The organism is Sediminibacterium sp. (genome assembly GCF_019264485.1).
Lineage (GTDB): Bacteria > Bacteroidota > Bacteroidia > Chitinophagales > Chitinophagaceae > Sediminibacterium.
The window spans coordinates 79,822-105,927 of record NZ_JAHVAA010000008.1; the positions used below are offsets into that span (position 1 = coordinate 79,822).

The window sequence follows — 26,106 nt, forward strand, 5'->3', positions numbered from 1 at the left end:
TCATCGTGATTCTCAAGATTTATCATGAAAAATCATGACAATCATGATGATCAGTGTTCTATTCCTGTATGCAGATTTCTCAACGAGCCGCATAATCCGACAGGTAGGTAAAATGTGACGTGAGTTGTCCGTTTTGCAAAATAGTGGCACGATCCAAAGTATCAGTCCCGCCTTTTATTATATCTTCCAGCACATATTTGATCAACTGTTCCCCAAAATATTTACTCGCATCGCGCGGTAATTCATTGGGCAGATTGCCTACAGCCATTACATCTACACTTCCCGACAGGTATGGTTCCGTTTTTTCAACACTGTTTTTATCAACACCGTATACCGGGTCGTCAATGGTTGCATCGCCAAGGTTACAGGGTATACTTCCTCCCTTATCATCAGTAATATCTGCTATGGTTTGAATGCGGAATGACGGGTTTTTCATATCATCCATTTCAAACAAACGAGGTATTTGTTGATCCCAGTAAATACCATTCATCAGTATATCAGTATGCGGATAATACTGTTTAAAAACACATTCGTATTCACCCGGTGATGCATGAAAATGATCCCGCTGATAAGTTCCGTTCTCTTTATGACGATACAAATCGGCTCCTTTCAAATGCACATAAACAGGGTAACTGAAAGAGCGGCTTATATATTCATCCGGTTCCACTTCCTGCACATCCATCAAATTCATGATCTCCAGGATACCATGAGCCACACGGCCACTACCAGTTACTGCTATTTTAATATTGGGAAGTTTTAATCCAAAGTATGTATGAATGAGTTCACGATAATCTTTTACATCTACCACCCTGTTCAACTGATACGCGCCTGTTCTGTTGCCATAACACATAATACCATTATGCGCCCCAACAATTCCTGCAAAAAAACCAAAACCAATAATGCGTTGCCCGTCTTCATGTTCCAGACACTCATAATCAATCAGGGTAATATTTTTATCGATCAGGGCATGCATCAATGCACGGTTATAGGGCTGCTTCTTCTTGGTATGAGAAAAGAACAGGTAAGTTTTATTGGCCAGTAACATATCAACCGGCACTTCTTTTATGCCCAGTAGTATGGAGCAGGCAGACAGGTCATCGGTTATTTCAATTCCCGCGTCGGCATATTCCTGGTCGCTGAAACAGCGGTTGGGAGAGCGTTGAACCAGTATCTTACAGCCTTCCACATGTTTTTGCAGCCATTTGCACTGCCCCGGCGTAAGTGCCACCCGGTTATCTGCCGGAATTTTTCCCTCTCTGATAAGTCCGATTACGAGCATTCGAGTAATTTTGTGGAAAGATAGGGAGAAGTCCGAAAGTCGGCGAGTCCGGAAGTCCGAAGAGTAGCAATAGTTATTCATCTTACTTCCGGTCTTCCGGACTGTCGGACTCCCGGACTAAAATACCATGACCCATTTCGAACTCTTCAACCTCCCGATTACCCTTAACGTTGATACCAGCGGTTTGTCGAAAAAGTATTTTGAATTGCAGCGGAAGTATCATCCCGACAGGTTTGGGCAGGCATCTGATGCAGAGCAGGAAGAAGCATTGCAGGTATCGGCACAGGTAAATAAGGCATTTAAAACGCTGAAGGACCCTGATGAAACCATTAAATATGTATTGCAGTTAAAAGGGTTATTGGAAGAGGAAGAAAAATACCAGCTTTCACCCGATTTTCTCATGGAAGTAATGGAACTGAATGAAGAACTGGAATCCGGTATGACCGATGCCATACAGGCAAAAATTGATCAACTAAAAAATGAATTGTATGCAACTGTGGAAACGATTATTACAAATTATCAGGAAGGTATTAGTACCGAAAAAGAGTTGCTGCAAGTGAAGGAGTATTATTTTAAGAAGAAGTATTTGGACAGAATGGTTGATAATTTGGAATTTTAAAACAATAGTAGTGGACTATTATGATCTTCCACAAAAGGTTTTACAATATTTTGGTAAAACTTTAAGCATTACTTCCGGGAAGGTTTATCGACTTTATTTTTTCTTGCCAATCGTATAATCCATCTTTATCAGGTATACTTCCTGCTCAATCAGTATTTGTATATCGTGCTTTATTTGATAGTAATTGTCCGTGACTTGCCCGGCATCCAGTTCTCTAACCAACGGTATATCCTTAAATCCTTTCATTTCCTCATTAATCGCATTACTGTCATTGACCAGTTCAGCATGGAACATTTTCAGTTTTATCTTTTCGTGGGGATCATCTGATACCATTCCGACAAATTCACCGGAAGACAGCCCGGATATTTTGGATGCAGGTATGGCAAAATCAAGCTGCATGGATTTGCTTACAGACGTATCGGTTCTATTGATGGAAAGGCTCTGCCTGTCCTGCATGATTTTCCCGAAACGTTCGGACAGTAATTTTGCGATGCCACCGAAGGAAAGACTTAAAAAACTGGAGGCGAATTATCCGTGGATTGTGACATATCCAAGGATCAAGGATTATATGCTGGCGGGGTATTTGGGGATTGATAAGACGACGCTTAGTAAGTACAGGCATGTATAAATATGTATAAAAAGATAATATTTTTTAAATAGATTTAAAAATGTATGTTTATTAAAAAATATATTTATGAGACATATATTTATTTGGGTACTTGGATTGATGCTTTTATTCAGTTCATGTCGCAAATCAATCATGGATTATGAAACAACTGATTCAAACCAGTTAGTGGATGTTAACAGGTTTTTTGCAGTATCAAATAATGCAAATCCTTTGGTTGTTAGCATAATCAATGATATAAAGAAAAAAAACGCGGGTTCTGATTTTCTGAAATCATTTATTAAAGAAAATGGATATCCAAGCTGGGATCATGTAATTGTCAGTGAAGACTATGCTACCGGGGTGAACACCATTGTACAGCGCAGTAGCGAAACGAATACAGGAAATTCTGGAAGAGTACCATTTGTGATCATACCTATGACTGAGAAAAATTCTAAAAGAGTTATTTCCTATACCCAATGTTATCTATTTAATGATTCAACTGTCAAATACATTACGACGCGGAAAAAAGATCTTCTAAGAAAATATCCTGAGAGTATTTATCAAAAAATCAACCGACAAATTTCGTTTACACTGTTTGCTGTCTTTGAAAAAAGGATCAACCCAAGTCAAAGATTCATATTGCCAGCACCCTATAACCAAGATTATTCAAAAGCCAATTTTGGCCGGGTTTCTGGATTGCCTCAAGAGGCAAACAGTATTAGTGTCTCGAGTCAGCATATCGAAGTCAGTACCGGGACGCCAAACAATCATGATATATATTATGTTGACAATGGCGATTACCGTATATACTATATATATCATGCCGATGGACCAAATCCTAAATGGACAATCCTTTCAATAACTATGATCTCGCAAGTTCCACAGAATGATCCTGGAGGAGGCGATCTCCCGCCTAATTATTACCCGATTTTTTATCCAGATCCTTTACCTGGATATAATCAGTATGCCGATAATATTAGCGGAGGCGGTAGTGGAGGGGGATCTATGATTAATTTTCCTCCAGGATGGTTTTCTCAGGACCCTAATGGTCCAGCATTTGCGCCAGATGTAAACAACTTTCAGGAACCCGGTGATACGGATTATATACCAAATTCTTTGTCCGGTAATTCGGCCTGGAATTATATTGCTATTGGATTGGTAAATAACAGCTTTGGTTTGATCGATTTTACCAATATTCCCTGTCCATCTAAGGAAGCATGGCTTCAGTTGGCGGCTTTTAAACCTAATCAAAGTGCAATTGATAAACTAAATACAATTTCTGCAACAATTTATTCAAGTAATGGAAGCTCGTCGATGAGTGGTTATATTGAGCATAAATATGTTGCTGCTATTCAATATCTAAGTTCAGGATTTAGTGCAACAACTAATCTTGATTATTTTCCTATAAAAATAAATACGCTGCCAACTGTGAATGGTCAACAGCTTAGTCCAAATGGATTCCTGAATTATATAAGAACTCATCTGAACCAATTTGTCGACACTACGATCTCAAAGTTTACTCCGTATAACCATTACGGCGTAAACGACAATGCCTTATGGAATTCATCAAATCCTAGTGATGCAATCGTTTCGTTAGATATTTTTGGAAATGATGGTAGTGTAATCACTTCATTTGATCCAGCCAATCCATCAAAATGGATATTTAGTACTATAAAGGATCCATATAATGGTCAACATCCAGTTAGTGGCAACCGTGAATTTAGCATTGAACCTGATCCATCAGGAGGATATATTTTATTTACAAGAGGCGTTGACAGGTTAAGCGATCCAATAGGGACTATTTTACAATTTACTTTTGGAGTTCCTTTTAATACAGCAACTGATTTATGGCAGTCTTTTCAGGCTAGAGTGAATACTTTTGTAAATCAACATGGGGGTAATGCAACTGTTGAATCACCCGTTATTGCCCGTCCCAATTGGGATCTATTAAGGGCTGTAATGAATCGGACGATGCCATTAAGTAGTATCCCATTTAAATCCCCATGTAATTAATATTCATGCCATGAAAAAAATATCTTATTTATTTAAATGGGTGTTTTTTGGATTTGGAATTGTTCCAGTAGTATATAGTCTAATCGTAAGTACGATTGAATTTAATTCCAAGCCCCCAATAAATCCAGCTTTTGAATATGATTCCATTCATTGGACCACTTTTTTTTCAAGGTACTTTTGGTTAACTATCAGTTATTATAGTTATTTTTTCTTTTTTGGTTTGCTGATTCTTGAAGGTGTTAAAGCTTTTATGAATGCCATCTCTGGAATGAAGTCAATCATAATTCAGTTATTTGTTTTCTATATTTATTTCTTTTTGTTTCAGTTAGCTGCCTTGAAAATTACGAATCTGACAACTGATTATTTTCATTTCGGAAATATCACTTCGAAGCTTGTCTTACTTGTTTTGATCGCAAGCACTTTATTTAGCTTTTTGTATTATTTACTCTTTAATCAAAATAAAGATGGAACTGTAGCCGAATAAATAATTTCTACATATAAATTATCGATTTTGAATATGGCAAATCAATCAACTAAATAGTTGCAAAATCCGATCGCATTGACCACTTCTGTCCGATTTTGATGTTCCTATCTGTTCCGATTCAAAATGACCATATCCATCTGGTACAAAATGACCAGTATCCTGTTACTTCCCTTTATCATTATTTTGAGAGCAGCACAGCATTTATTTTCGCTGCAGCATAATCTATCCAGCAACAACAACGATCGTCGATTGTATTTCCTGTATTGTATGTAATTGATAACTACAGTAATTGTATCAAGAGAAGATGAGCTAGTGAAGGTTGACAGTAATTAATGGTAGTGAAGTATCTTTAACGGGATGAGATGATCACACCTGGTATGTATCATCTGTCTATGTATATCGAATGATGATCACAAACATACCCCTTATACGCGAGCAAAAATTGTGGTCAGTTTAATCGGATTTTGCAAAAAGTTGGCAAAAGCAAAACAATCATTGAAATAAGAGGTATTGATAACGGAATTATCATGGATTTCTTTTTTGAGAAAAAGAATGGTAAATGGATCTTAGTAACTTGGATAGATAGTTCGACTTAATCATCCTATACTAATGAGATCGGCTTTTTAATAATTTGGTCAAACAAATTAAGCCTTATACCTTTTAAATATTATTTCATATTATTGACACAAATTTTGACACCTCTCTAAAACAATAAACCGCTTAAATATTGAGTTTAAACGGTTTATAAAACCTGTTTTGTAGGTTTTGTGCCCAGAACAGGAATCGAACCTGCACTACCTTGCGATAACCAGATTTTGAGTCTAGCGCGTCTACCAGTTCCGCCATCTGGGCATTGGGGTTGCAATATTAGGGAAAGAATCTGAGAATCTGACAATATACCGGTTGAAAAAAAGGGTCTTTCTTGTAAAGTATCACACAGCGCACCGTCTACATAAGTTCATCAATATTTTTTACCTGAGACTTGAGAAAAATGTACTTTACGGTACAACTTTAACCCATGCATAAGCGCGATTTTCTTAAATCAATCTCCCTGGCTGGCCTCGCACTACCCTTAAGCAGTAACGCTATGAACGAATGGATACAACAATACGATACCCTCTCTCCTGAAGAGATGGCCAATGATGAAAATTTCTGGTCTGTTATCAGAAACGGCTACAAACTGAAACCCGATTATATTAACCTGGAGAATGGTTATTATAATTTTCTACCCGAAAATATTCTCGAAGCCTATATTAAAAATATCCGGGAAGTGAATTACCAGGGTCCCTACTACATGCGCACGGTGCAGGGCGATAATAAAAAGAAAGCCAATACAGCATTGGCCGAACTGGCTGGCTGCAGTGCAGAAGAACTCATTATTACCCGTAACACCACCGAATCGCTCGATACCATCATTGGTGGTTATCCCTGGAAAGCAGGCGATGAAGCAGTGATGGCCGCACAGGATTATGGTGCTATGTTAGATATGTTTAAGCTGGTTGCTAAACGTCATGGAGTCATCAATAAGATTATTTCTATTCCGCATAACCCAAAAAGTGATGATGAACTGGTACAACTCTATGCCAATGCCATTACACCCCAAACAAAACTGTTGATGGTTTGCCATGTGGTAAATATTACCGGACAGGTAATGCCCGTTAAAAAGATATGCGACATGGCCCATAGCAAAGGTGTACAGGTACTGGTTGACGGTGCCCATGCTTTTGCACAACTCAACTTTAAAATACCCGATCTCCATTGCGATTATTATGGTGCCAGTTTACATAAATGGCTGAGTGTACCACTGGGCGCAGGTTTATTGTATGTGAAGAAAGAGCATATTCACCAGAACTGGCCATTACTCGGACCTTCGGAAGGAGAAGAGAAAACGATCGCGAGATTAAATCATACCGGCACACATCCCGTGGCAACAGATATTACCATTCCTTATGCCATTGAACACTATAAAATGATTGGTGCAGAAAGAAAAGAAGCCCGTTTAAAATACCTGCAACAATACTGGCTCAAACAGGTAAAACAGCTACCCAATATCATCATCAACACACCCGATGATCCGCAACGCTGTTGTGCCATTGCCAATGTTGGGGTAAAGGGAATGAAACCATCAGACCTTGCAACCAAACTTTTAAATCAGTATAAAATCTATACCGTAGCCATAGAACGTGCAGAAGCCAATGTGTACGGATGCCGCATTACCCCCAATCTCTACACCACAACTGAAGAGCTTGATCAATTGGTAACTGCATTGAAGAATATATGATGTCAGATATCAGATCGCAGATGTGGATTTGTTGAAAGTCTTAACTTGCATATCCAAAACATCTGACATCTGACATCTGACATCTGACATCTGACATCTGACATCTGACATCTGACATCTGACATCTGACATCTAACATCTGGCATCCGACATCTAACTTATGCAACACACTCTCTCACCCGACCAATGGATTTCCAACTACGCCGACCTGCTTTATGCTTATGCAAAACCCAGGGTAAATGATGCGCAGGTAGCAGAGGACCTGGTTCAGGAAACTTTTCTGAGTGCATGGAAAGCCAAAGATGGTTTTAAGGGAGAAGCATCGGAGAAAAGCTGGTTATTTACCATCCTGAAAAACAAGATTATTGACCATTACCGTAAAAAGGCAAAAGATATTGTTCAAACAGGTACCGAATCAGATGCCACTGATCTATTCTTTGACCAGCATGAACACTGGACAAAAACCGATCAGCCTTTAAACTGGACCGCCCCTGCTGATGGTATCAACCAAAAAGAGTTTTATACGGTATTTGAAAAATGTAAGCAAAAGCTCCAGCAGGTACAACAAAGTGTATTTGTTATGAAGTATATGGATGATATGGATGCAGCCGAAATTTGTAAGGTGTTGGGTATTACCCCGTCAAACTATTGGGTACTTATACACAGGGCCAAACTTGGATTAAGGGCCTGTCTGGAAAAAAACTGGATCAACCTTAGATAAGAACCTTATAACCATGGGATTATTTAATATCAGTTGTAAAAAAGCAACCCTGCTCTCTTCCAAAAAAGAGGAAGGCCGGTTGAGTTGGATTGAAAAGATCCAGTTGCGCTCCCATATGACCATCTGTAGTCTTTGCCGTTTATTTGAACAGCAATCACAGATCATCGCCCACCATGCCAAACATGCTGAATGCGCAGATAAACTTTCAGAAGAGGCGAAAAACAAAATGCAGGAGGCCCTACACCCAAGTAAATAGCACACAGATTATCATGATTTTTATGATTTATCATGACAAATCATAAAAATCATGATAATCTGTATGCCGTCTAATCGCAAAAAAATGTCGAACGACCTGGTCATTCGACATTTCTTATTCCTTATTTCTCTGTTTCTTATTTCTCCGAAGGATTCTTCTTCCCTGCCAGCAGTTTCTCCAGCGCTGTTTCCAGTCTGCGCTGCTTGGTTTCCTCTTTTTTGGCACCCTGTATCCAGTTTACATATTCTTTCTGGTTGGTGAATGACAGGGAGCTGAAAAATTCTTTGGCCTCTTCGTGTTTGGTGAATAATCTTTCCAGTTCAACCGGTGCTACCACCAGTCTTTTTTCAAAATCAACACCCATTTCCAGGCTCTTCACCTCAGAAAACGCACGTGAGCGGTTAGGGATTTTCTCGGTTCTTTTAAAACGGATAGCACTCCACACATGATCGAGGGCCACCATTCTTACCGATTCATACTCTTTTTTAGTAAGGCAATCCCAGCTACAGTCACGGTTCAGATCACTAACGATCTTACTGGTGGTTTTGGGATAAGCTACCCATAACTTACTGTCTTCATGCAAGGCCGGGATCACTTCGCACAACACATTATTTAACTGTTGCTGACTGATAGCAAACACCAGGGCAAAATCAACCTTTCTGCTTTTGAGCAGTGGTGTGACATTCTTAGCGTAAGTTAACTTGGCAAACTGTTTTTCGATAGCTGAAGGAAGTCCCTGAATAAGCAGGTTCTTCTCATCCTTCAACTGTAACTTTTCCAACACGGTCTGATTTGACATGCCTAAAAACAAATTAGTAGGATGAACAAAAGGAAGGCAAAGTTAAAAAAATGTTATGGGTTTCCGCAAACAAAAGCAATGTATTTTGTGTTTTAGCGGCTTTTTTAACAGAAAAAAGGCCGGAATTACTGAGATATAATTAGTAATAGTTATGTGTTAGCGGGTTATGAGAGTCAGGAAGACGGAAAGTCCGGGAGTCAGGAGTGCGAATATGAAGGTAATCTTCAGACTGCTGCAACTCAACCCGACCCTCTCCTTCGCAAAAGGGTGTAGTACTCCAACTCACTCACCACTAACTACTCACTTCTTATAATATTCCCTCACCATTACTTCCATCACTTTCTGTAACTCGGTAATACGGGTTGCATCGGCTGGGTGTGTACTGAGAAATTCAGGTGGTTTATTACCGCCACCGGCTTTAGCCATGCGCTGCCAGAAAGGGATTGCTTCTCTTGGGTCATAGCCTGCGAGGGAAGAGAACATAAGACCTAATTTATCCGCTTCCAATTCATTCTTTCTGCTGAAGGGTAATATCACTCCAACATTACTGCCAATACCATAGGAAGTCATAAACAGGTTCTGCGTTTCTTTTGGCTTATCTGCAATGGCTACCGATAAAGCCACACCTCCCAGTTGTTGCAATAAACCCTGACTCATCCGCTCGTTTCCATGGCGTGCCAAAGCATGCGCTACTTCATGTCCCATTACCACTGCCAGTGCGGCTTCATTTTGAGTGAGCGGAAGCAGACCGGTGTACACTACAATCTTACCGCCGGGCATACACCATGCATTCGGCTCTTTATTATTTACCAGGTTTACTTCCCAGGCAAAGTTTTCAATGTCCTTTGAATACCCTTTTTCGGTATAATACTTCTTAATGGAGGCTATAATACGTTCCCCGGCCCTTTGTACCATGGCTGCATCATTGTTACCAGCAGGTTTTACAACAGGATTTGTGGAAATAAACTCCTTGTATTCATTAAAAGCCATTGCCTGCACTTCCGAATCGGGCAGAAGGCTTAATTGATTTCTTCCGGTAATGCTGTTCCGGTGACAGGCAGCAAATACTGTACTCAATAACAGTAGGCAAATGATATTCTTTTTCATAGATGCGTTTTGATACAATTCAATAAAAACCGTACCAAAGATAGCATGAGTATGAGGTGAAACAGTACAGACTGATCGATAACTGTGAATGATACAATAAACCGGCTGGATTATACAAAGCACAAGCACCCCTAACCAGTTAGCGGATGCATAAACTCAATAATCTTATTGTTTAAAACGGTCTCTCCTTAATCGTCGCTTATCGCGGTGGCGGAGGATGGGCACTTTGCTTTCTGTGCCTTTGAGAATACGGGAGATATTTTTCTGGTGTGTAAGTACCACCATCAATGCTACCAGTACAGCGAAAATGCGGTATAAGGTTTCTTCTTCTTTGAAGATGAAGAGGATAAATACCATAAATGATATACCTGCAAGGATTGAACTCAGCGATACAAAACGGGTAAGGTATAATACGATCAGGAAAACACCAATACAGCAAAGCGCTACCATCGGCTGGATGGCAACGGCCATACCAAGTAATGTAGCAACACCTTTACCCCCACGGAAATTAGCCCAGATGGGGAAAATATGCCCAAGCACTGCCGACAAACCCAAACCAATCATCAGGTTGGTTCTATCCCATTCGTTCGAAAGATAATAAGGAAGGAAAATATAGAGTGAAGTAGCGAGTACGCCTTTGATTACATCAACCAGCATTACAAAACTGCCCCATTTAGAACCCAGCACACGGAATGTATTCGTAGCTCCGGCGTTACCACTTCCGTAATCGCGTATGTCTATACCAAAGAAAGATTTGCTAACCCAGACAGCGGTTGGGACCGATCCAATCATGTATGCCAATACAATGAGCAATAATTCGTTCATCGGGGGGTGGTTGAAGTTTGGAGGTACAAATATACCTAAAATGAAGATAATAATAAATTAACACACCCCGATGGGGAAAATTACCCCTTGAACCACATAGCTATCCACGCCCCCCTTTGTACTGTTTTAATATGTTGCCAACCCAATGGTTTACAGGCGCTTAATAGGTCGGTTTCATCCTCCAAAAGCAAGCCACTCAGTATAATTTCACCTCCGGCAACAAGGGCTTTAGCCAGGTGATCCAGGTTATCGAGAATGATATTTTTATTAATATTCGCAATTACTATCTGGTATGGTTTATTTGTTTTAGCAGTATCATCTTTTTGGATATCAATGAATTGGCATTTGTTAATTAAAGTGTTTTCTGAAGCATTTTCCACACACCAGTCATCATAATCAACCGCCAGAATTTCGGTTGCACCCAGTTTTTCGGCCAATATAGCCAGAATACCGGTACCTGTACCAAAGTCGAATACCGATTTATCCTGAAAATCAATCTCTTTCATCAACTGCATCACTGAAAAAGTGGTTGCATGGTGCCCGGTACCAAAACTCATCTTGGGGGTAATAACTATTTCATGTGCTACCCCTTTCAGCGGGGCATGAAATCCGGCCCTGATACCCACAAAATCATCTACCAGTACCGGCTCAAAATTGGATTCCCATACAGCGTTCCAATTTTCTTTTTTAATTACTGATTTTGAATAAGTTAGGCTATATAATTTAATTATTTGCTCCAACTCTGTTTCATCCAACGACTCCTCTCCAATATAAGCTTTCAGTGCATTTTCTGATTCTTCAAAGCCTTCAAAACCAATTTCGGCTAATTGAGCAACCAGGATATCACGGGTCGATTCTTCTGTTACGGGGATGGTTATTTGGTAGTGATTCATTGAAATTTGAAAATTTGGAAATTTGGAAATTAAACCCTGCAGAATATTAAAATGGGACCTCCTGTTTTGCAGGAAGTCCCATTTCAATATTCATTATTCAATATTCGATATTGAAAATTACTATGCTTCTCCTCCTTCCTCACGGGGTCTTGCTCCTTCGGGTCTTGGCATCAGCACTTTACGGCTCAGTTTGAATTTGCCTGTTTTAGGGTCAAGTCCAACCAGCTTCACTTTTACCATATCGCCTTCATTGAACAGTCCTTCCATGCTTTCGAGGCGTTTCCAGCTGATTTCGCTAATGTGCAACAATCCTTGTTTACCGGGCATAAACTCTACAAAAGCACCAAATTCCTTAATCCCTTTTACAGGACCTTCATATACTTCTCCGATAGAGGGTACGGCTGTAATACCTTTCACCCATGCAACGGCCTTATCAACAGAAGCTTTATCGGCAGAGAAAATACTCACTTCGCCGGTATTGCCTACTTCTTCGATATTGATAGTAGTTCCTGTTTCGCGCTGAATTTCCTGGATCACTTTACCACCTGGCCCGATTACCGCACCGATAAATTCTTTATCGATGATCAGTTTTATCATACGTGGTGCATGTGGTTTCACGTCATCGCGGTGTGCAGGAATACACTCATACATGGCATCAAGAATATGTAAACGACCCTTACGAGCCTGTTCCAGCGCTTCGCGCATTACATCCATGCTCAGACCATCTACTTTAATATCCATCTGTACACCACAGATACCATCGCGGGTACCGGTTACTTTAAAGTCCATATCACCCAGATGATCTTCATCACCCAGGATATCTGTCAGGATTGCGTATTTACCATCTTCGCGGGTAATCAGACCCATTGCCACACCACTTACGTGTTTAGGCACAGGTACACCTGCATCCATCAGTGCCAGTGAACCGGCACAAACGGTAGCCATTGATGAGGAACCATTACTTTCCAGGATATCACTCACTACACGAACAGTGTAGGCATAATTACTGCTGTCGGGCATCATCTGTTTCAGTGAACGCATGGCAAGGTTACCATGTCCCACTTCACGACGGCTCTGACCACGCATCATTTTCACTTCACCGGTACTGAATGGAGGGAAATTATAATGGAGATAGAATTTAGAATCTACAGATTTGGCGGCGCTTTCTACCAGCAGGTCATCCAGTTTGGTACCGAATGTAACGGTAGTGAGCGATTGTGTTTCACCGCGTGTAAACAAAGCTGAACCGTGCGGTGTTGGTAATGGATCTACTTCCATGGCCAATGGACGTACTTCATCGAGCTTACGGCCATCGAGACGGAAACGGTCGTCGATGATCATGCTGCGAACCACTTCCCATTTCAGGTCTTCGTAGTATTTCTTTGCGAGTTTTTTATCCAGATCGGTAATGTCTTCGCCCAGGCTGGCAATCAATTCATCTTTCAATGCACTGTAGGCATCACTGCGCTCATGTTTGGCTGATCCTTTGCGTGAGATTTCATATACACGGTCTTTGGCAAAAGCATACACTTTTGCTTTCAGTTCTTCATTCTGCTCAGGCTTTTTGTAATCGCGCATGGTGGTTACACCTTTCTTGGCTCTCAGTTCTGCCTGTGCTTTAATCTGAATACGGATGGCATCATGTGCCAGTTCCAGTACTTTAACCAGATCAGCTTCTGAACATTCTTTTGCTTCACCTTCCACCATCATGAGGTTTTTCTCAGTAGCGGCTACGATGAATTCAATTTCAGAAGCAGCCATTTGGCTACGGGTAGGGTTGATGATATATTCACCATTGATACGGCCTATTCTTACTTCACTGATGATTTCTTTGATAGGAATATCAGATACTGCCAATGCAGCAGAAGCGGCTAAGCAAGCCAATGAATCGGGCATAACTTCGGCATCGCTCGATACCAGGCTCACGAGCACCTGTACATCACATAAATAATCTTCGGGGAATAATGGACGCAATGCACGGTCGATCAAACGGCTGGTAAGAATTTCATAGTCGTTCAAACGTGCTTCACGCTTAAAAAATGAACCGGGAATACGACCTGCCGCAGCAAATTTTTCCTGGTAATCAACACTTAAAGGGAAGAAATCCTGCCCTTCTCTGGGATCTTTATTGGCAACAACGGTGGCTAAGAGCACACAATTGCCCTGGCGTACGGTAACAGCACCATCTGCCTGACGGGCCAGTTTACCGGTTTCGATGGTAACAATACGGTTGCCACCGAGATCAAAACTGACACTGATTGGTTGTGATAACATAATTAATTTTTGTAGTAGGGACCATCCTGCACAGGCGGGAAAACGTGCAGAATACCCTGGTTAGGGAAATGAGCTGAAACAGGTACTGATACAAATAACTATTCCCAACCGTTCAAAAGTACCAGTTGGGAATAGCATGTATCATAGACTGAAAAATTATTTTCTCAGACCCAGTTTCTCGATCAGTGCACGATAGCCCTGCAGGTTTGTTTTCTGCATGTAAGTGAGCAAACGCTTACGCTGGCCTACCATCTGCATCAAACCACGGTGTGTGGAATAATCTTTTTTATTGGCTTGTAAGTGCTGTGAAATGTGGGCAATACGCTCAGTCAGTATAGCAACCTGAGCTTCGATTGAACCCGTGTTAGTGGCTTTACCACCAAATTCAGCAAAAATGCTGGCTTTTTTTTCTGTTGTTAAATGCGACATCTGAAAATGTTTAATAGACTCCGGAATGTTTTCCTCTTATTTTTTATCGGCTGCAAAGGTAGGATATATCAGGCAAAATTGATAATTTTAAAGCCTGAATTTTACCCCCTCTATTTGTTACTGGTATAAATAGCCCGTTTGTTTATGCCAATCCATACCAATTCTTTGCTTTGCCAGCCTGCCTTTCGTCGGAATAAGAAAGCAATTTATTGATTTCCAACAGAATAGCATTTATTTTGTATTTATCAGACAATACCCGCAACACCTGAATCATGATGTTTGGCGTAACCATATTAGGGAATAATTCTGCCCTTCCGGCCTACGACAGGCATCCGACTGCCCAGGCTATTACCCTGAATGAACAGGTTTTTCTGATCGATTGTGGTGAAGGTACCCAGATGCAACTGGCCCGTTATAAGGTTAAAAGAGGACGTATCAACCATATTTTTATCTCTCACCTGCATGGCGATCATTATTTTGGTTTGATAGGACTCCTCACCAGCATGGGATTATTGGGCAGGGAGCAGGACCTGCACCTCTATGGCCCCCCGGCTTTAGAGCAAATCATTAACCTGCAACTGGAAGTAGCATCTACCACCCTTCCTTTCACCATTCATTTTCATGGAATTGAGAAAGAGGGCATGATAGTGGATCATCCTAAATTTTCAGTTGAATGTTTTAGTACCCGCCACCGTATTCCCTGTTTTGGTTTTATCATCAGAGAAAAAAAGAAACCAAGAAAAATAAACCGCGATGCGGCTATAGCAGCCAATATTCCCTCCGTTTATTATGAGCGTTTAAAAAATGGCGACGATTATGAAACGCGCGAAGGGAAGCTCATCAAAAACGAAACGGTTACCTATCCGAATATTCCAGGCCGCAGTTATGCTTTCAGCGCAGATACTATTTATGACCCATCTATCGCTGAAAAAACAAAAGGTGTAAACATGCTTTATCATGAAGCCACTTATCTGAAAGATCTTGAAGAACGTGCCGCCGCCCGCTATCATTCCACCACCATACAGGCAGCATCAATTGCCAAACAGGCAGGTGTTCAACAATTACTCATCGGCCACTTCAGCAGTAAATATGAAACATTAGACGATTTCCTTACCGAAGCACAATCTGTTTTCCCTAACACACAACTTGCGATTGAGGGGACAACCTATTTAATTTGAGAATTTGAGAATTTGGAAATTTGTCCGAAGGACTCATAAGAAGAAATGAAGAGGCTTTATTAATAGAGTTCAATACCATCCTAGAACTCTTTCATTTCCTCTTATGAGTCCTTCGGACAAATTAGCACATTTCCAAATTTCCAAATTCTCAAATTTTCGAATTACTACTCATCCACTTATAAAAGTCTTTAAACTCCTGTTTCCAGTAAGTTTCATTGTGCTGGCCGAGGGGGTTGATGACGGTGCGGATGATGAAACGTTGTTTCTTTTGTAAGATATCACTCATCTTCTGCAGATTCGGTACGGCATTGGTTGCTTCCTTACTTCCTGAATAGAGATAAAATGCCGGCATGGATGCAGTAGAAAAATTTTCTGCCATTTGATAGATATCATTACTTAGTTGCAGTGACGGAGAGAATACCCCCGCACCACCAAATACTTCGGGATACTGCAATACCGTATACAGACTGATGAGTCCACCCATACTACTTCCTAATACATAATTATTTTCGGCTGACTTATATGTACGGTATTTACTATCGATATAGGGTTTGAGTGTTTTAGCCAGAAACTCAGCATAAGCTTTCCCCTCTCCTTTTCCATATTGCGGATGATCCCATGGATTGTATTCGTTGATTCGTTTTTCGCCAGCATGCTCAATGGCTACCACGATACATTCTTTTTTGAGTTGCTGTTGCAAAGTATCCAGACATTCATCTACTCCCCATTCGCCGGCAAATGCAGTCTGGTCGTTGAAAAGGTTTTGTGCATCCTGCATATATAGTACTGGATAGTTTTTGGCAGCTGTTGAATAACCTTTGGGCAGGTATATCCAGATTTTTCTTTTACGGTTCAATTGTGGCATATTGAAAGCCGTATCAAGTACGCGTACTTGCGGACTTGCACTATAGCGTTTGGGTTTATCGGGATATTCATCTTTCCAGCCGGGTATATCGAATTCAAGACTGATATCATTGTTTACTTCCAGTACACGGTCTGAGATATCGCGGCCATCTGAAAGCGTTTCAACTTTATCAAAACCACCACGGGTAAATTTGAAAGCATAAGTGCCCGGTGCCATATTCTTCAGCACAATACTTTTTCTGGAGCCTCCAAAGGGCTTGAGTTTATAATTTTCATCTTTGGGGTTCCAGTTATTGAAATTACCTGCCACATAAATATCATCATTGGCTTTGGTAGCAACGGTGTTTACAATAAGGCGAACAGAAAATTGGGCATGCAGCTGTATGGCAACAAAAAAAGAAATGGTAGTGATAAATCGTTTCATACAATTAAAGTACGAAACATGCATGTTTCTGTTGCTTTTAAATGGTTAAAATCTTTTATTCTCCGGACTAAAGTCCGGAGCTGGGTTAAAAGTTTAATCGGATTATAACCTTCTCGTATTTCATAGCAGCGAATAATCAAAAAAGCAATTCTATAAACCCTGCTCCGGACTTTAGTTAACTGCTTTTGTTCTCCGGACTAAAGTCCGGAGCTGGGTTAAAAGTTTTACTGGTTATAATCTTCTCGTATTTCATAGCAGCCGATAATCAAAAAAACAATCCTATAAACCCTGCTCCGGACTTTAGTCCGGAGAAAACAAAAAAAGCCACAGATTCACAGATTGCTCATCTGTTAATCTGTGGCTTACTAAAAATTATTTCAATTAATCCAGTATCTCTACATCTTTCGGATACTTCGCCGGGTTGAAGGCGAAGAGATTATCGGCGAGGTTTTTATTAGGCACCATATTACTGAAACTTACCTGTACAGTATTGTTTCCTTTGTCAAGAATCACTGCGCGAACAATCATATTTTTTGCTTTGTCTACAAAGATGTTCACTTTAGAAAAGTTCTTTCTTGTATCAATAGGTTTCATTTCAATCTCATGCAGGTTTCCTTTTGTACCAACTAAGCGATAAATAAAATCCTTATCGTAAGAGCCGGAAAGAATTTTTTGCGGTGTGAGTGTCTGCCCGCTTTCCTCTACTGCTGATACGGTGATGGTTTTACTGCCATCGTAATTATAGGTTTTAGCACCATCGCACAGTATTTCAGTTTTACCTTCTTTCAACACGTATTTCTGTCCCTTGGTAACAATGGTTCCTGTTTTGGTGCCATTATTAACACCTCTGCTTGTAAGAGATTTGATGCTGAAACTTGCAGAAATGGTTTTATAAGCTTTAACGGTATTACTAACAGCATCCAGAATTTTTTTGGCCTTTGGATCATTCTGCGCTTGAACATTTAACACCATAGCAACCATCACCAGTACCAATGCGTATAATTTCTTCATTCTTTTCATTTGAGGGCGCAAATATAAGTTTTACTGTTTTGTATGACAGTTTGTATGCGCATTAGTTTAGAAGAACGGGCTCAGATAATGTTATAAATCGGTGAAAATGAGGCCGGGTTACATAGAATCCAGGAATTCCTGAAGTTCCATATCGGTTTTAAATAATACTTCACGTGCTTTGCTTCCCTGGTTTGGCCCCACCACCCCTGCAGCTTCTAACTGGTCCATCAGTCGTCCCGCGCGGTTATACCCCAGTTTCATCCTTCTTTGTATGAGTGAAGTAGACCCCATCTGGCTTTGTACAATCAAGCGGGCAGCATCTTCAAACAGCGGATCACGTTCGCTGGCATCAAAATCTCTTCCTTCCATCTCTTTTTCATCCACATATTCGGGCAGCAGAAATGCCTGCGGATAACCACGCTGGTCGCCGATAAATTCACATACATTTTCTACTTCAGGCGTATCTACAAAAGCACACTGTAAACGCGTGATCTCTCCGTTATAACTCACCAGCATATCGCCCTTACCTATTAACTGTTCAGCGCCACCAGCATCAAGAATGGTTCTACTGTCGATCTTACTCGATACTTTAAACGCAATACGTGCCGGGAAATTGGCTTTGATGGTACCTGTAATAATGTTTACCGACGGACGCTGTGTGGCAATAATCAAATGTATACCAATGGCCCTGGCCAGCTGCGCCAGTCGGGCAATCGGCATTTCAACTTCCTTGCCTGCTGTCATGATCAGATCGGCAAACTCATCTACTACCAGTACAATAAAGGGCAGGTACTGATGTCCTTTTTCTGGGTTAAGTTTTCTGGCAGTGAATTTATCATTGTACTCACGGATATTTCTACAGCCTGCTTCTTTCAGCAAATCGTAACGGTTATCCATTTCAATACACAAAGCATTCAATGTATGCACTACTTTTTTGGTATCGGTGATAATTGATTCTTCTTCGCCGGGCAATTTGGCGAGAAAATGTTTTTCAATCACACGGTATAAACTCAGCTCCACTTTCTTCGGGTCAACCAATACAAACTTGAGCTGCGAAGGATGCTTTTTGTACAGCAATGAAACAAGAATGGCATTCAGCCCCACAGATTTACCCTGACCCGTGGCACCCGCCATCAGCAAGTGTGGCATGGCAGCGAGGTCAACAATAAAGTTTTCATTATCGATCTTCTTACCAATAGCAATGGGCAGTGAGAAGGAGTTGGATTGAAATTTTTCACTGGCCAGTAAAGTCTTCATGCTCACTACCGTCTTACGCACATTCGGCACTTCAATACCAATGGTTCCTTTACCGGGAATAGGCGCAATGATACGGATGCCCAATGCTGCCAGACTCAGGGCAATATCGTCTTCCAGGTTTTTAATTCTGCTGATGCGTACTCCCGGAGCAGGTACAATTTCATACAGGGTTACGGTTGGGCCCACCGTTGCTGCAATTCGCTGAATAGCGATATCGTAGTTTTTAAGCGTGGCAATGATCTGGTTTTTATTGGTCTCCAGTTCTGTCGGATCATGCACAATTTTTTCACTGCCATGTGTCTCCAAAAGATCAAGACCCGGATACTTATAATCTTTCAGGTCGAGTGTTACATCGTATTTGGTATTGAGCTTTCCCGGTGCTGGAGCAGGTGTGGGTTCTTCTTCCTCATCCGGTGTTTCTTTTATTTCAAGTTCTAATCCATTCGTATCCATCTCTGCTTTACGGGGTGCGGGCGGAATCACATTAATCAATGGTTCAGGCTTCGAAATAATCTCTTCTTCATAAACAACTTCCTCTTCTTCCTCCAAATCCTCCTCATCCAGGTCTTTCTCGTTCACTTCAAATTCATTCATCGGATCGGTTTCTTCCTCTTCTTCCTGTGGCATAATCACCACCACACCCGATCCTTCTGATTTCAATTTATTTGGTCCTGCTGTTTTTTCTTCTGTTGCCGGTTCTTCTTCTATGTCTGCATTTTCATCCCATTCCTGTCTTACTGCCACTTCATCATCAATCGACAATTTAAAATCGTCTTCATGCGCTTTTACACCCGCCCCCGATTTACCAAACTGCCAGTCGGGTATTTTGAAAGTGGGGTTGAATCGCCAGATCACATAACTGAATACAGATAATAATAACAAAGCCCCTGTGCCGATATTTCCAATCCATTTTACAAACCAGGCATTGAGTAACTCACCTACGCCGCCACCCCATGAAAAAGCGCTGGCCCTCGATACAAAGGCAAATGCCATACTCAGTACTACAAGTCCTACAATCATATAACGCAGGTTCCTGGTGAGGCTGAATACTTTTTTACCGAATAATAAATTAGTACCCAATACAAAAAAGAAACTGCAGAGCAGGTAAGATGCCAATCCAAATCCTTTATAAAAGAGTGAATGTGCCACATAAGCACCCAATACGCCCAGCAGGTTATTCACTTTTACATCATCAGTAGCAAAAATGCGGATACCGAACTGGTGTACTTTATCCTGGTCTTCCTGCCAGGTAAATAAATATGAAGTGAATGCAACAAATAAGAAGATGGTCAGCAATAAGCTGGAGGCACCGAGAATTTTGGTGGTACGTTCATCTTTCACCACTTCCGTTACCGTTACTTCGGGTTCTTTGTCAGGATTCAGTTCTTCCGGACTCGGCGGAGGTGGCGTTTTCTTCTTCAAGCGATTTGCCATGAAAACAAATATAAGCTATGACAATGCCTGCATAACAGAACTACCCACCTATGTGCAAAACTGATAAAAGATGGCTGAGTTTTCCACCAATACTATGCACCCTTGCTTAGGCCCAGTGCCAGACAAACCCAGCCTGCCACGAGCAAACTGCCTCCCAATGGGGTAATAGGGCCTACCCAGGAAAGTCCCTGAATATTAGCGGCCGATTTATAGGTAAGCAGGTATAAGGAACCGCTGAACAGCACCATGCCTGTAATAAACAGAAAACCCGCAGCCTTCATCAATGACGGACTACCCGATGCGAATACCAGTGCGGTGAGTGCCAGGGCAAATACATGATAAAACTGGTAACGTACTGCTGTTTCAAATGTAACCAGCGACTCTGGTGCAACGATTTTTTTTAGCCCGTGCGCACCAAAAGCACCCAATACCACTGAGAGGGCGCCAATAAATGAGGCTGTTACCAGGAATCCTTTATGCATATTGCTGTATAATTTTTTTGAATGAAAGATCACTGATCTCCTTACCGCTTAGTATATGCTTTGCTTTCTCATATACTGGTCTACGCTCTGCGAGTTTGCTTTCGAGAAAAATTTTCAGCTCCGCATCAGATAAGGAACGAATTAACGGACGATGTTCTTTCTCGGGCTGAAGTCTTTCCACCAATGTTTCCACCGGCTCATCAAGCCATATGGTAACCCCGTTTTTATTCATCCAGTCCATATTGTCATGAAAACAGGGAGCACCGCCACCGGTAGCCAGCACAAAAGTTTTCTTCTCCCCAAACCAGCGTAAAATTTTGGCTTCCGATTTTCTGAAATAATCTTCTCCATCTTCCTCAAAAATTTCGCTGATCGTTTTCTCTTCATGAGATTCAATCAGAAAGTCGAGGTCGTAACCTCCTGTCTTTAATTTCTTGGCCAGTTGCCGGCTCCAGTAAGATTTGCCGGAGCCCATCATGCCTATGAGGAATAGTTTCATCAGACTTAGTTAGTGAGTAGTCAGTAGTGAGTAGTCAGTAGACAGAGCAAACACTCACTACTGACTACTCACTATTCACTCATTTAAACGCATTCAACCCGGTAACATCCATCCCTGTTATCAGCAAATGAACGTCGTGAGTGCCTTCGTAGGTAATGACACTTTCAAGGTTCATCATGTGACGCATGATGCTGTATTCGCCGGTAATACCCATACCACCCAGCATCTGACGGGCATCGCGGGTAATATTGGCAGCTATTTCGCAACTATTACGTTTGGCCATACTCACCTGTTGAGGAGTGGCTTTACCTTCATTCATCAACACACCCAATCGCCATACCAGCAGTTGTGCCTTGGTGATTTCGGTGATCATTTCTGCCAGCTTTTTCTGCTGCAACTGGAACCCGCCAATAGGACGATCGAACTGTATACGCTCCATGCTGTAACGCAAAGCCGTATCATAACAATCCATTGCCGCACCCAATGCTCCCCAGGCAATGCCATAACGGGCTTTGGTTAAGCAACCCAATGGACCTTTCAAACCGATAACATTGGGAAGAATATTTTCTTTAGGCACTTTTACATTGTCGAATACCAATTCACCCGTTGCAGAAGCACGCAGGCTCCATTTACCATGGGTGGTGGGTGTGGTAAATCCTTCCATTCCCCTTTCCACAATTACCCCCTGAATTTTATCATCTTCATTCCTGGCCCAAACCACTGCTACCTGTGCAAAGGGAGCATTGCTGATCCACATTTTTGCACCATTGAGAATAACGTGGTCGCCTGCATCTTTAATATTGGTAATCATACCGGCAGGATTACTGCCATGATCAGGTTCTGTTAATCCAAAACAACCCAACCATTCACCACTGGCCAGTTTGGGCAGGTATTTTTTACGCTGTTCTTCGTTACCATAAGCATAAATAGGATACATCACCAGGCTACCCTGAACGCTGGCTGTGCTGCGAACACCGCTGTCGCCTCTTTCCAGTTCCTGCATCATCAGGCCATAACTGATATAATCGAGTCCACCGCCACCATATTCAACTGGCACGGTAGGACCAAAACAGCCCAGGTCACCCATCTGCTTTACTATCTGTTGGGGGAACTCCGCTTTTTGGGCATAGTCTTCAATAATGGGCGAAATTTCTTTCTTTACATAATTCCTTACCGATTCCCGGATCAGTTTATGTTCTTCAGACAATAACTCATCTAACTGGTAATAATCGGGCGATTGAAACAGATCGGTTCTGGCAGCCATGCTGATAATATTTTAATACGTTAGGTCGGTCGCCTGTTAACCCGGCAAAAATAAGGGATGCAGGCTGTACGGGCTGTTTTGTTGCATTATTATTTGTTTCCGGGTTTTTAACATTAAAAATGGGCCGCTTTTCCAACCTTTTCCCATCCGTATACTCTTAGTGTAAAACCTTTACCTCGCATGAAAAAGATCATAACCCTTTGCAGCCTGTTAATGGCGCTTGCTTATACCAGTTTCTCACAGAACAATTATAAATGGGCCGTTACCAAACAAAAAGATTTCAGTAAAACCTACCCTATTGGCTCTGCGGTGGTAGCACTCAGGAACCAGTTTGGCAAGATGGAAATAAAACACTGGGATAAAAACGAAGTAAAAGTAGAAGCTAAAATACTGGTATCCACACAGGAAGAAGCCTATGCAAACACTTTACTCGATATGATTCAGGTTATTGAAAAGACCGGTAGTGATACCATCAGTTTTAAAACACAGATTGGTGACGAAAATAAAGGATGGAGTACCAACCAAAGTAATAAAATGTCGATTGATTACATTGTTTACCTGCCAGCCAATGCAAAACTAAAGGCACACAATAGTTTTGGTCCGATGGAAATCGGCGATCATACCGGCGAAGCAGATTTACAAAGCAGTCATGGCAGTTTAACAGCGGGGAATCTGACCAATACCAAATCATTAAAAGTAAATTTCAGCAAAGCTAAAATAGGTAAGCTGGGTAAAACCGAGGCCGACTTCAGGCATTCAACGATTGATATTGAAGAACTGACCGGCGATATAAAAGCAACTGTTACTTTCTGCAACAGCATCGATATTCCTGTAAGCAATTCAGTAAAAAATATTGACATCAATACCAGTCACACAAGCATCTATCTGCTCTTACCTAAAACCATCAGCGGCGATTATGATATTGCCACCACACATTCAACCGCTACGGGCAAAGGTAGTTTTGAATTAAAAGAAGAAAAAAATGAAGCGCTCCGAAACCGTGTAACTTTTAACCACCACTATACCGGCAAATTCGGCAATGGGGGTGATGCGAAAATTAATATCAAAAGCAATTTCGGAAGCGTAAGATTATTGTAATGGGTCCGGAAGACGGAAGTCAGAAAGTCCGAAAGAAGACCAACTCACCACAATCATCTTTCGGACTTCCGGACTTTCCGTCTTTCGGTCTTCCAGTCTTTCCTTATCTTCCCTTTTCAAACCCAACGCTATGAAAAAGGGATTATTTTTTCTTCTGTTGATAGTCATTACCACCGCTGCTATTGCACAAAACAATTCCACTACTAAAAAGCCTGAGGAACAAATCCGCAAATACTGGTTCGTGATGCTCATCAAAGGTCCGAACCGTAATCAGGATTCGGCTACGGCTGCAAAAATTCAGCAGGGACATATGAGTAATATGGATCGGCTGTATAATGACGGCAAACTGAAAGTGGCAGGTCCGTTTGGAGATGGCAAAGACTGGCAAGGGATTTTCATTTTTGATTGTCCTACAAAAGAAGAAGTAGAAACTTTACTAAAAACCGATCCTGCTATTGCGGCGGGCAGGCTTATCTACGACCTCCGACCATGGTACACTGCCCCCATCGGCAGCTTCATTCCCGGCAAACCCAAACAAACACTCTAACACATTTCTGCGTAAACTCTGCGCTCTCCTTTCTCTGCGGTGACTATTCGAGTAATTTCACCGCAGAGAAAGGAGGACAGGGAGTTTACGCAGAGCGTTTATTAATAGCATTACTTTGAATACAATTACGCAAAAGAAAACATGGTACCATACGGTACTCACCAATCTTACTTTTTATGTGCTCATTGCTATTATTGCAGGTGTACTTCTCGGACATTATGCACCCTCCACCGCCATCAAAACAGAATGGATCGGTAAAACTTTTGTAGACATCATCAAACTCTTTATTGCGCCCATTATATTTCTCACCATTGTATTAGGCATCAGCAGTATTGGTAACCTGAAAAAAGTGGGGCGTATCGGTATTAAGTCGCTGATTTATTTTGAAGTGGTAACTACACTGGCACTTGGTATTGGTATTGTGGTGGCATTGCTGGTACAACCGGGTAATATAGACCGTACCGGTCTCGATTTACAGGATGCCAGTAAATTCACCAAACAGGCGGGCAGTAGTTTTAACTGGATAGAATTCTTTAAAGCCAATCTTACTTTGCAGGTTTTACTGGTTGCGATTATTGTAGGTATACTTTTTAACTATTCAAGACATCGTTTAAAACTCATTCATCTTTTTGGACGCATTTCTCACTATGTATTTGTGGCTTTGAAATATGTAATGTACCTCGCTCCCCTGGGTGCATTTGGTGGCATGGCCTATACAGTGGGAAAATTTGGTCTGCAGACACTGGTGCCGCTCGCCAAACTCATGGCCTGTGTTTACCTGACCATGTTTGTGTTTATCTTTTTTGTGCTTGGCAGTATTATGCGTTATTATGGTTTCAGGATTGGCGCCTTTCTTAAATCCATCAAAGAAGAACTGCTGATTGTATTGGGCACATCATCATCTGAAGCGGCACTTCCTTCCATCATGCGCAAGCTGGAGAAAATGGGTTGCAGTAAATCGGTGGTAGGTCTTGTTATTCCAACCGGTTATTCTTTTAACCTCGATGGCACATCCATCTATCTATCTATGGCAGCCATATTCCTGGCGCAGTTATACAATATTCATTTAAGTGCGGGTGAACTACTCACCATTTTGCTCATACTTATGTTAACTTCCAAAGGAGCTGCAGGTGTAACGGGTAGTGGTTTTATTGTACTCGCATCTACCCTTGCAGCTATTAAAACCATTCCGCTGGAAGGACTTGCTTTTCTACTCGGTGTAGATAAATTTATGAGTGAGGCCCGCGCCATCACCAATATCATCGGCAACGGGGTTGCTACACTGGTGATTGCCAAGAGTGAAAAAGAATACGTTGAAGCAGAAGTCTGATGTCTGATGGCAGATGTCTGATTTTAAACACCCACTATTACCCTGCGAAATCTCTGTTTCCTCTCGTTCTCTGCGGTCAACTTACTCGAATTCACACCGCAGAGAACGAGAGGAAACAGAGGTTTCGCAGA

Annotated in this window: 25 protein-coding genes and 1 tRNA gene; 11 read left to right on the forward strand and 15 right to left on the reverse strand. The window is 41.5% G+C overall.

Annotation, left to right across the window (positions count from 1 at the left end; genetic code table 11):
• Nucleotides 1-79: 79 nt before the first annotated feature.
• Complete coding sequence (locus tag KXJ59_RS05600; RefSeq protein WP_295201995.1) at nt 80-1,279, reverse strand: NAD(P)-dependent oxidoreductase; 1,200 nt, start codon at nt 1,277-1,279, stop codon at nt 80-82.
• Between the two features lie 127 nt (nt 1,280-1,406).
• Here KXJ59_RS05600 and hscB point away from each other — a divergent pair, with 127 nt between their 5' ends.
• Nucleotides 1,407-1,898 (forward strand): Fe-S protein assembly co-chaperone HscB, encoded by a 492-nt coding sequence (gene hscB / locus KXJ59_RS05605; RefSeq protein ID WP_295201997.1) that lies wholly within the window; start codon nt 1,407-1,409, stop codon nt 1,896-1,898.
• A 93-nt stretch (nt 1,899-1,991) separates the two neighbouring features.
• On the opposite strand, the gene KXJ59_RS05610 is transcribed toward hscB, so the two are convergent.
• Nucleotides 1,992-2,297, reverse strand: coding sequence for a hypothetical protein (locus KXJ59_RS05610; RefSeq protein WP_295201998.1), 306 nt, complete (start codon nt 2,295-2,297; stop codon nt 1,992-1,994).
• Here KXJ59_RS05610 and KXJ59_RS05615 point away from each other — a divergent pair.
• The 3 genes from KXJ59_RS05615 to KXJ59_RS05625 all read left to right on the forward strand — a co-directional run bounded on the left by KXJ59_RS05615 (nt 2,296) and on the right by KXJ59_RS05625 (nt 5,002).
• A complete protein-coding gene (locus KXJ59_RS05615) occupies nt 2,296-2,526 on the forward strand; it encodes a hypothetical protein (RefSeq protein WP_295202000.1) in 231 nt (76 codons plus the stop codon). The genes KXJ59_RS05610 and KXJ59_RS05615 overlap by 2 nt on opposite strands.
• Nucleotides 2,527-2,592: 66 nt before the next feature.
• Nucleotides 2,593-4,518 (forward strand): hypothetical protein, encoded by a 1,926-nt coding sequence (locus tag KXJ59_RS05620; protein ID WP_295202001.1) that lies wholly within the window; start codon nt 2,593-2,595, stop codon nt 4,516-4,518.
• Between the two features lie 10 nt (nt 4,519-4,528).
• Nucleotides 4,529-5,002, forward strand: coding sequence for a hypothetical protein (locus KXJ59_RS05625; RefSeq protein ID WP_295202002.1), 474 nt, complete (start codon nt 4,529-4,531; stop codon nt 5,000-5,002).
• 768 nt (nt 5,003-5,770) lie between these two features.
• On the opposite strand, the gene KXJ59_RS05630 is transcribed toward KXJ59_RS05625, so the two are convergent.
• Nucleotides 5,771-5,854, reverse strand: a tRNA-Leu gene (locus KXJ59_RS05630).
• 166 nt (nt 5,855-6,020) lie between these two features.
• Between KXJ59_RS05630 and KXJ59_RS05635 the strand changes: the two genes are divergently transcribed.
• The 3 genes from KXJ59_RS05635 (at nt 6,021) to KXJ59_RS05645 (ending at nt 8,260) form a co-directional block, all read left to right on the forward strand.
• A complete protein-coding gene (locus KXJ59_RS05635) occupies nt 6,021-7,283 on the forward strand; it encodes an aminotransferase class V-fold PLP-dependent enzyme (protein WP_295202004.1) in 1,263 nt (420 codons plus the stop codon).
• Between the two features lie 160 nt (nt 7,284-7,443).
• On the forward strand, nt 7,444-8,004 hold the full coding sequence (locus tag KXJ59_RS05640) for a sigma-70 family RNA polymerase sigma factor (RefSeq protein WP_295202006.1): 561 nt from the start codon (nt 7,444-7,446) through the stop codon (nt 8,002-8,004).
• Nucleotides 8,005-8,017: 13 nt separating this feature from the next.
• Nucleotides 8,018-8,260, forward strand: a complete 243-nt coding sequence (locus KXJ59_RS05645; protein ID WP_295202008.1) for a hypothetical protein — start codon at nt 8,018-8,020, stop codon at nt 8,258-8,260.
• A 136-nt stretch (nt 8,261-8,396) separates the two neighbouring features.
• Here the strand turns inward: KXJ59_RS05645 and KXJ59_RS05650 are convergent, their stop codons facing one another.
• The 6 genes from KXJ59_RS05650 to rpsO form a co-directional block, all read right to left on the reverse strand.
• Entirely contained in the window at nt 8,397-9,059 is a 663-nt protein-coding gene (locus tag KXJ59_RS05650) for a YdeI/OmpD-associated family protein (protein ID WP_295202009.1), read from the reverse strand.
• A gap of 300 nt (nt 9,060-9,359) precedes the next feature.
• Nucleotides 9,360-10,166 carry a M48 family metallopeptidase gene (locus KXJ59_RS05655; protein WP_295202011.1) on the reverse strand — a complete coding sequence of 269 codons (807 nt, stop codon included), beginning with the start codon at nt 10,164-10,166 and terminating at the stop codon, nt 9,360-9,362.
• A gap of 165 nt (nt 10,167-10,331) precedes the next feature.
• Complete coding sequence (gene plsY / locus KXJ59_RS05660) at nt 10,332-10,991, reverse strand: glycerol-3-phosphate 1-O-acyltransferase PlsY (protein ID WP_295202013.1); 660 nt, start codon at nt 10,989-10,991, stop codon at nt 10,332-10,334.
• 80 nt (nt 10,992-11,071) lie between these two features.
• On the reverse strand, nt 11,072-11,884 hold the full coding sequence (prmA, locus tag KXJ59_RS05665; RefSeq protein ID WP_295202015.1) for a 50S ribosomal protein L11 methyltransferase: 813 nt from the start codon (nt 11,882-11,884) through the stop codon (nt 11,072-11,074).
• Nucleotides 11,885-12,004: 120 nt separating this feature from the next.
• Nucleotides 12,005-14,158, reverse strand: coding sequence for a polyribonucleotide nucleotidyltransferase (gene pnp, locus KXJ59_RS05670; RefSeq protein WP_295202017.1), 2,154 nt, complete (start codon nt 14,156-14,158; stop codon nt 12,005-12,007).
• Nucleotides 14,159-14,314: 156 nt separating this feature from the next.
• Complete coding sequence (gene rpsO / locus KXJ59_RS05675) at nt 14,315-14,587, reverse strand: 30S ribosomal protein S15 (protein WP_295202018.1); 273 nt, start codon at nt 14,585-14,587, stop codon at nt 14,315-14,317.
• A gap of 272 nt (nt 14,588-14,859) precedes the next feature.
• Here rpsO and KXJ59_RS05680 point away from each other — a divergent pair, with 272 nt between their 5' ends.
• On the forward strand, nt 14,860-15,765 hold the full coding sequence (locus KXJ59_RS05680; protein ID WP_295202020.1) for a ribonuclease Z: 906 nt from the start codon (nt 14,860-14,862) through the stop codon (nt 15,763-15,765).
• A 148-nt stretch (nt 15,766-15,913) separates the two neighbouring features.
• Here KXJ59_RS05680 and KXJ59_RS05685 read toward each other — a convergent pair whose 3' ends face one another.
• The 6 genes from KXJ59_RS05685 to KXJ59_RS05710 form a co-directional block, all read right to left on the reverse strand.
• The gene (locus KXJ59_RS05685; protein ID WP_295202022.1) at nt 15,914-17,053 is read right to left on the reverse strand and encodes an alpha/beta hydrolase-fold protein; all 1,140 of its coding nucleotides are present in this window, start codon (nt 17,051-17,053) and stop codon (nt 15,914-15,916) included.
• Nucleotides 17,054-17,434: 381 nt separating this feature from the next.
• Nucleotides 17,435-18,064 carry an outer membrane lipoprotein carrier protein LolA gene (locus tag KXJ59_RS05690; protein WP_295202024.1) on the reverse strand — a complete coding sequence of 210 codons (630 nt, stop codon included), beginning with the start codon at nt 18,062-18,064 and terminating at the stop codon, nt 17,435-17,437.
• Nucleotides 18,065-18,181: 117 nt separating this feature from the next.
• Complete coding sequence (locus KXJ59_RS05695) at nt 18,182-20,755, reverse strand: DNA translocase FtsK 4TM domain-containing protein (RefSeq protein ID WP_295202026.1); 2,574 nt, start codon at nt 20,753-20,755, stop codon at nt 18,182-18,184.
• A 92-nt stretch (nt 20,756-20,847) separates the two neighbouring features.
• Nucleotides 20,848-21,237: a DUF423 domain-containing protein gene (locus KXJ59_RS05700; RefSeq protein ID WP_295202028.1), complete on the reverse strand. Its 390-nt coding sequence runs from the start codon at nt 21,235-21,237 to the stop codon at nt 20,848-20,850.
• Nucleotides 21,230-21,736 (reverse strand): shikimate kinase, encoded by a 507-nt coding sequence (locus KXJ59_RS05705; protein ID WP_295202030.1) that lies wholly within the window; start codon nt 21,734-21,736, stop codon nt 21,230-21,232. The genes KXJ59_RS05700 and KXJ59_RS05705 overlap by 8 nt, the downstream gene beginning before the upstream one ends.
• Nucleotides 21,737-21,815: 79 nt before the next feature.
• Nucleotides 21,816-23,000: an acyl-CoA dehydrogenase family protein gene (locus KXJ59_RS05710; protein ID WP_295202032.1), complete on the reverse strand. Its 1,185-nt coding sequence runs from the start codon at nt 22,998-23,000 to the stop codon at nt 21,816-21,818.
• 180 nt (nt 23,001-23,180) lie between these two features.
• On the opposite strand from KXJ59_RS05710, the gene KXJ59_RS05715 reads away from it, so the two are divergent.
• The 3 genes from KXJ59_RS05715 to KXJ59_RS05725 all read left to right on the forward strand — a co-directional run bounded on the left by KXJ59_RS05715 (nt 23,181) and on the right by KXJ59_RS05725 (nt 25,975).
• Complete coding sequence (locus KXJ59_RS05715; protein ID WP_295202034.1) at nt 23,181-24,098, forward strand: hypothetical protein; 918 nt, start codon at nt 23,181-23,183, stop codon at nt 24,096-24,098.
• A gap of 130 nt (nt 24,099-24,228) precedes the next feature.
• A complete protein-coding gene (locus tag KXJ59_RS05720; protein ID WP_295202036.1) occupies nt 24,229-24,645 on the forward strand; it encodes a YciI family protein in 417 nt (138 codons plus the stop codon).
• A 115-nt stretch (nt 24,646-24,760) separates the two neighbouring features.
• The gene (locus KXJ59_RS05725) at nt 24,761-25,975 is read left to right on the forward strand and encodes a cation:dicarboxylase symporter family transporter (RefSeq protein ID WP_295202037.1); all 1,215 of its coding nucleotides are present in this window, start codon (nt 24,761-24,763) and stop codon (nt 25,973-25,975) included.
• The last annotated feature ends 131 nt before the right edge of the window (nt 25,976-26,106 follow it).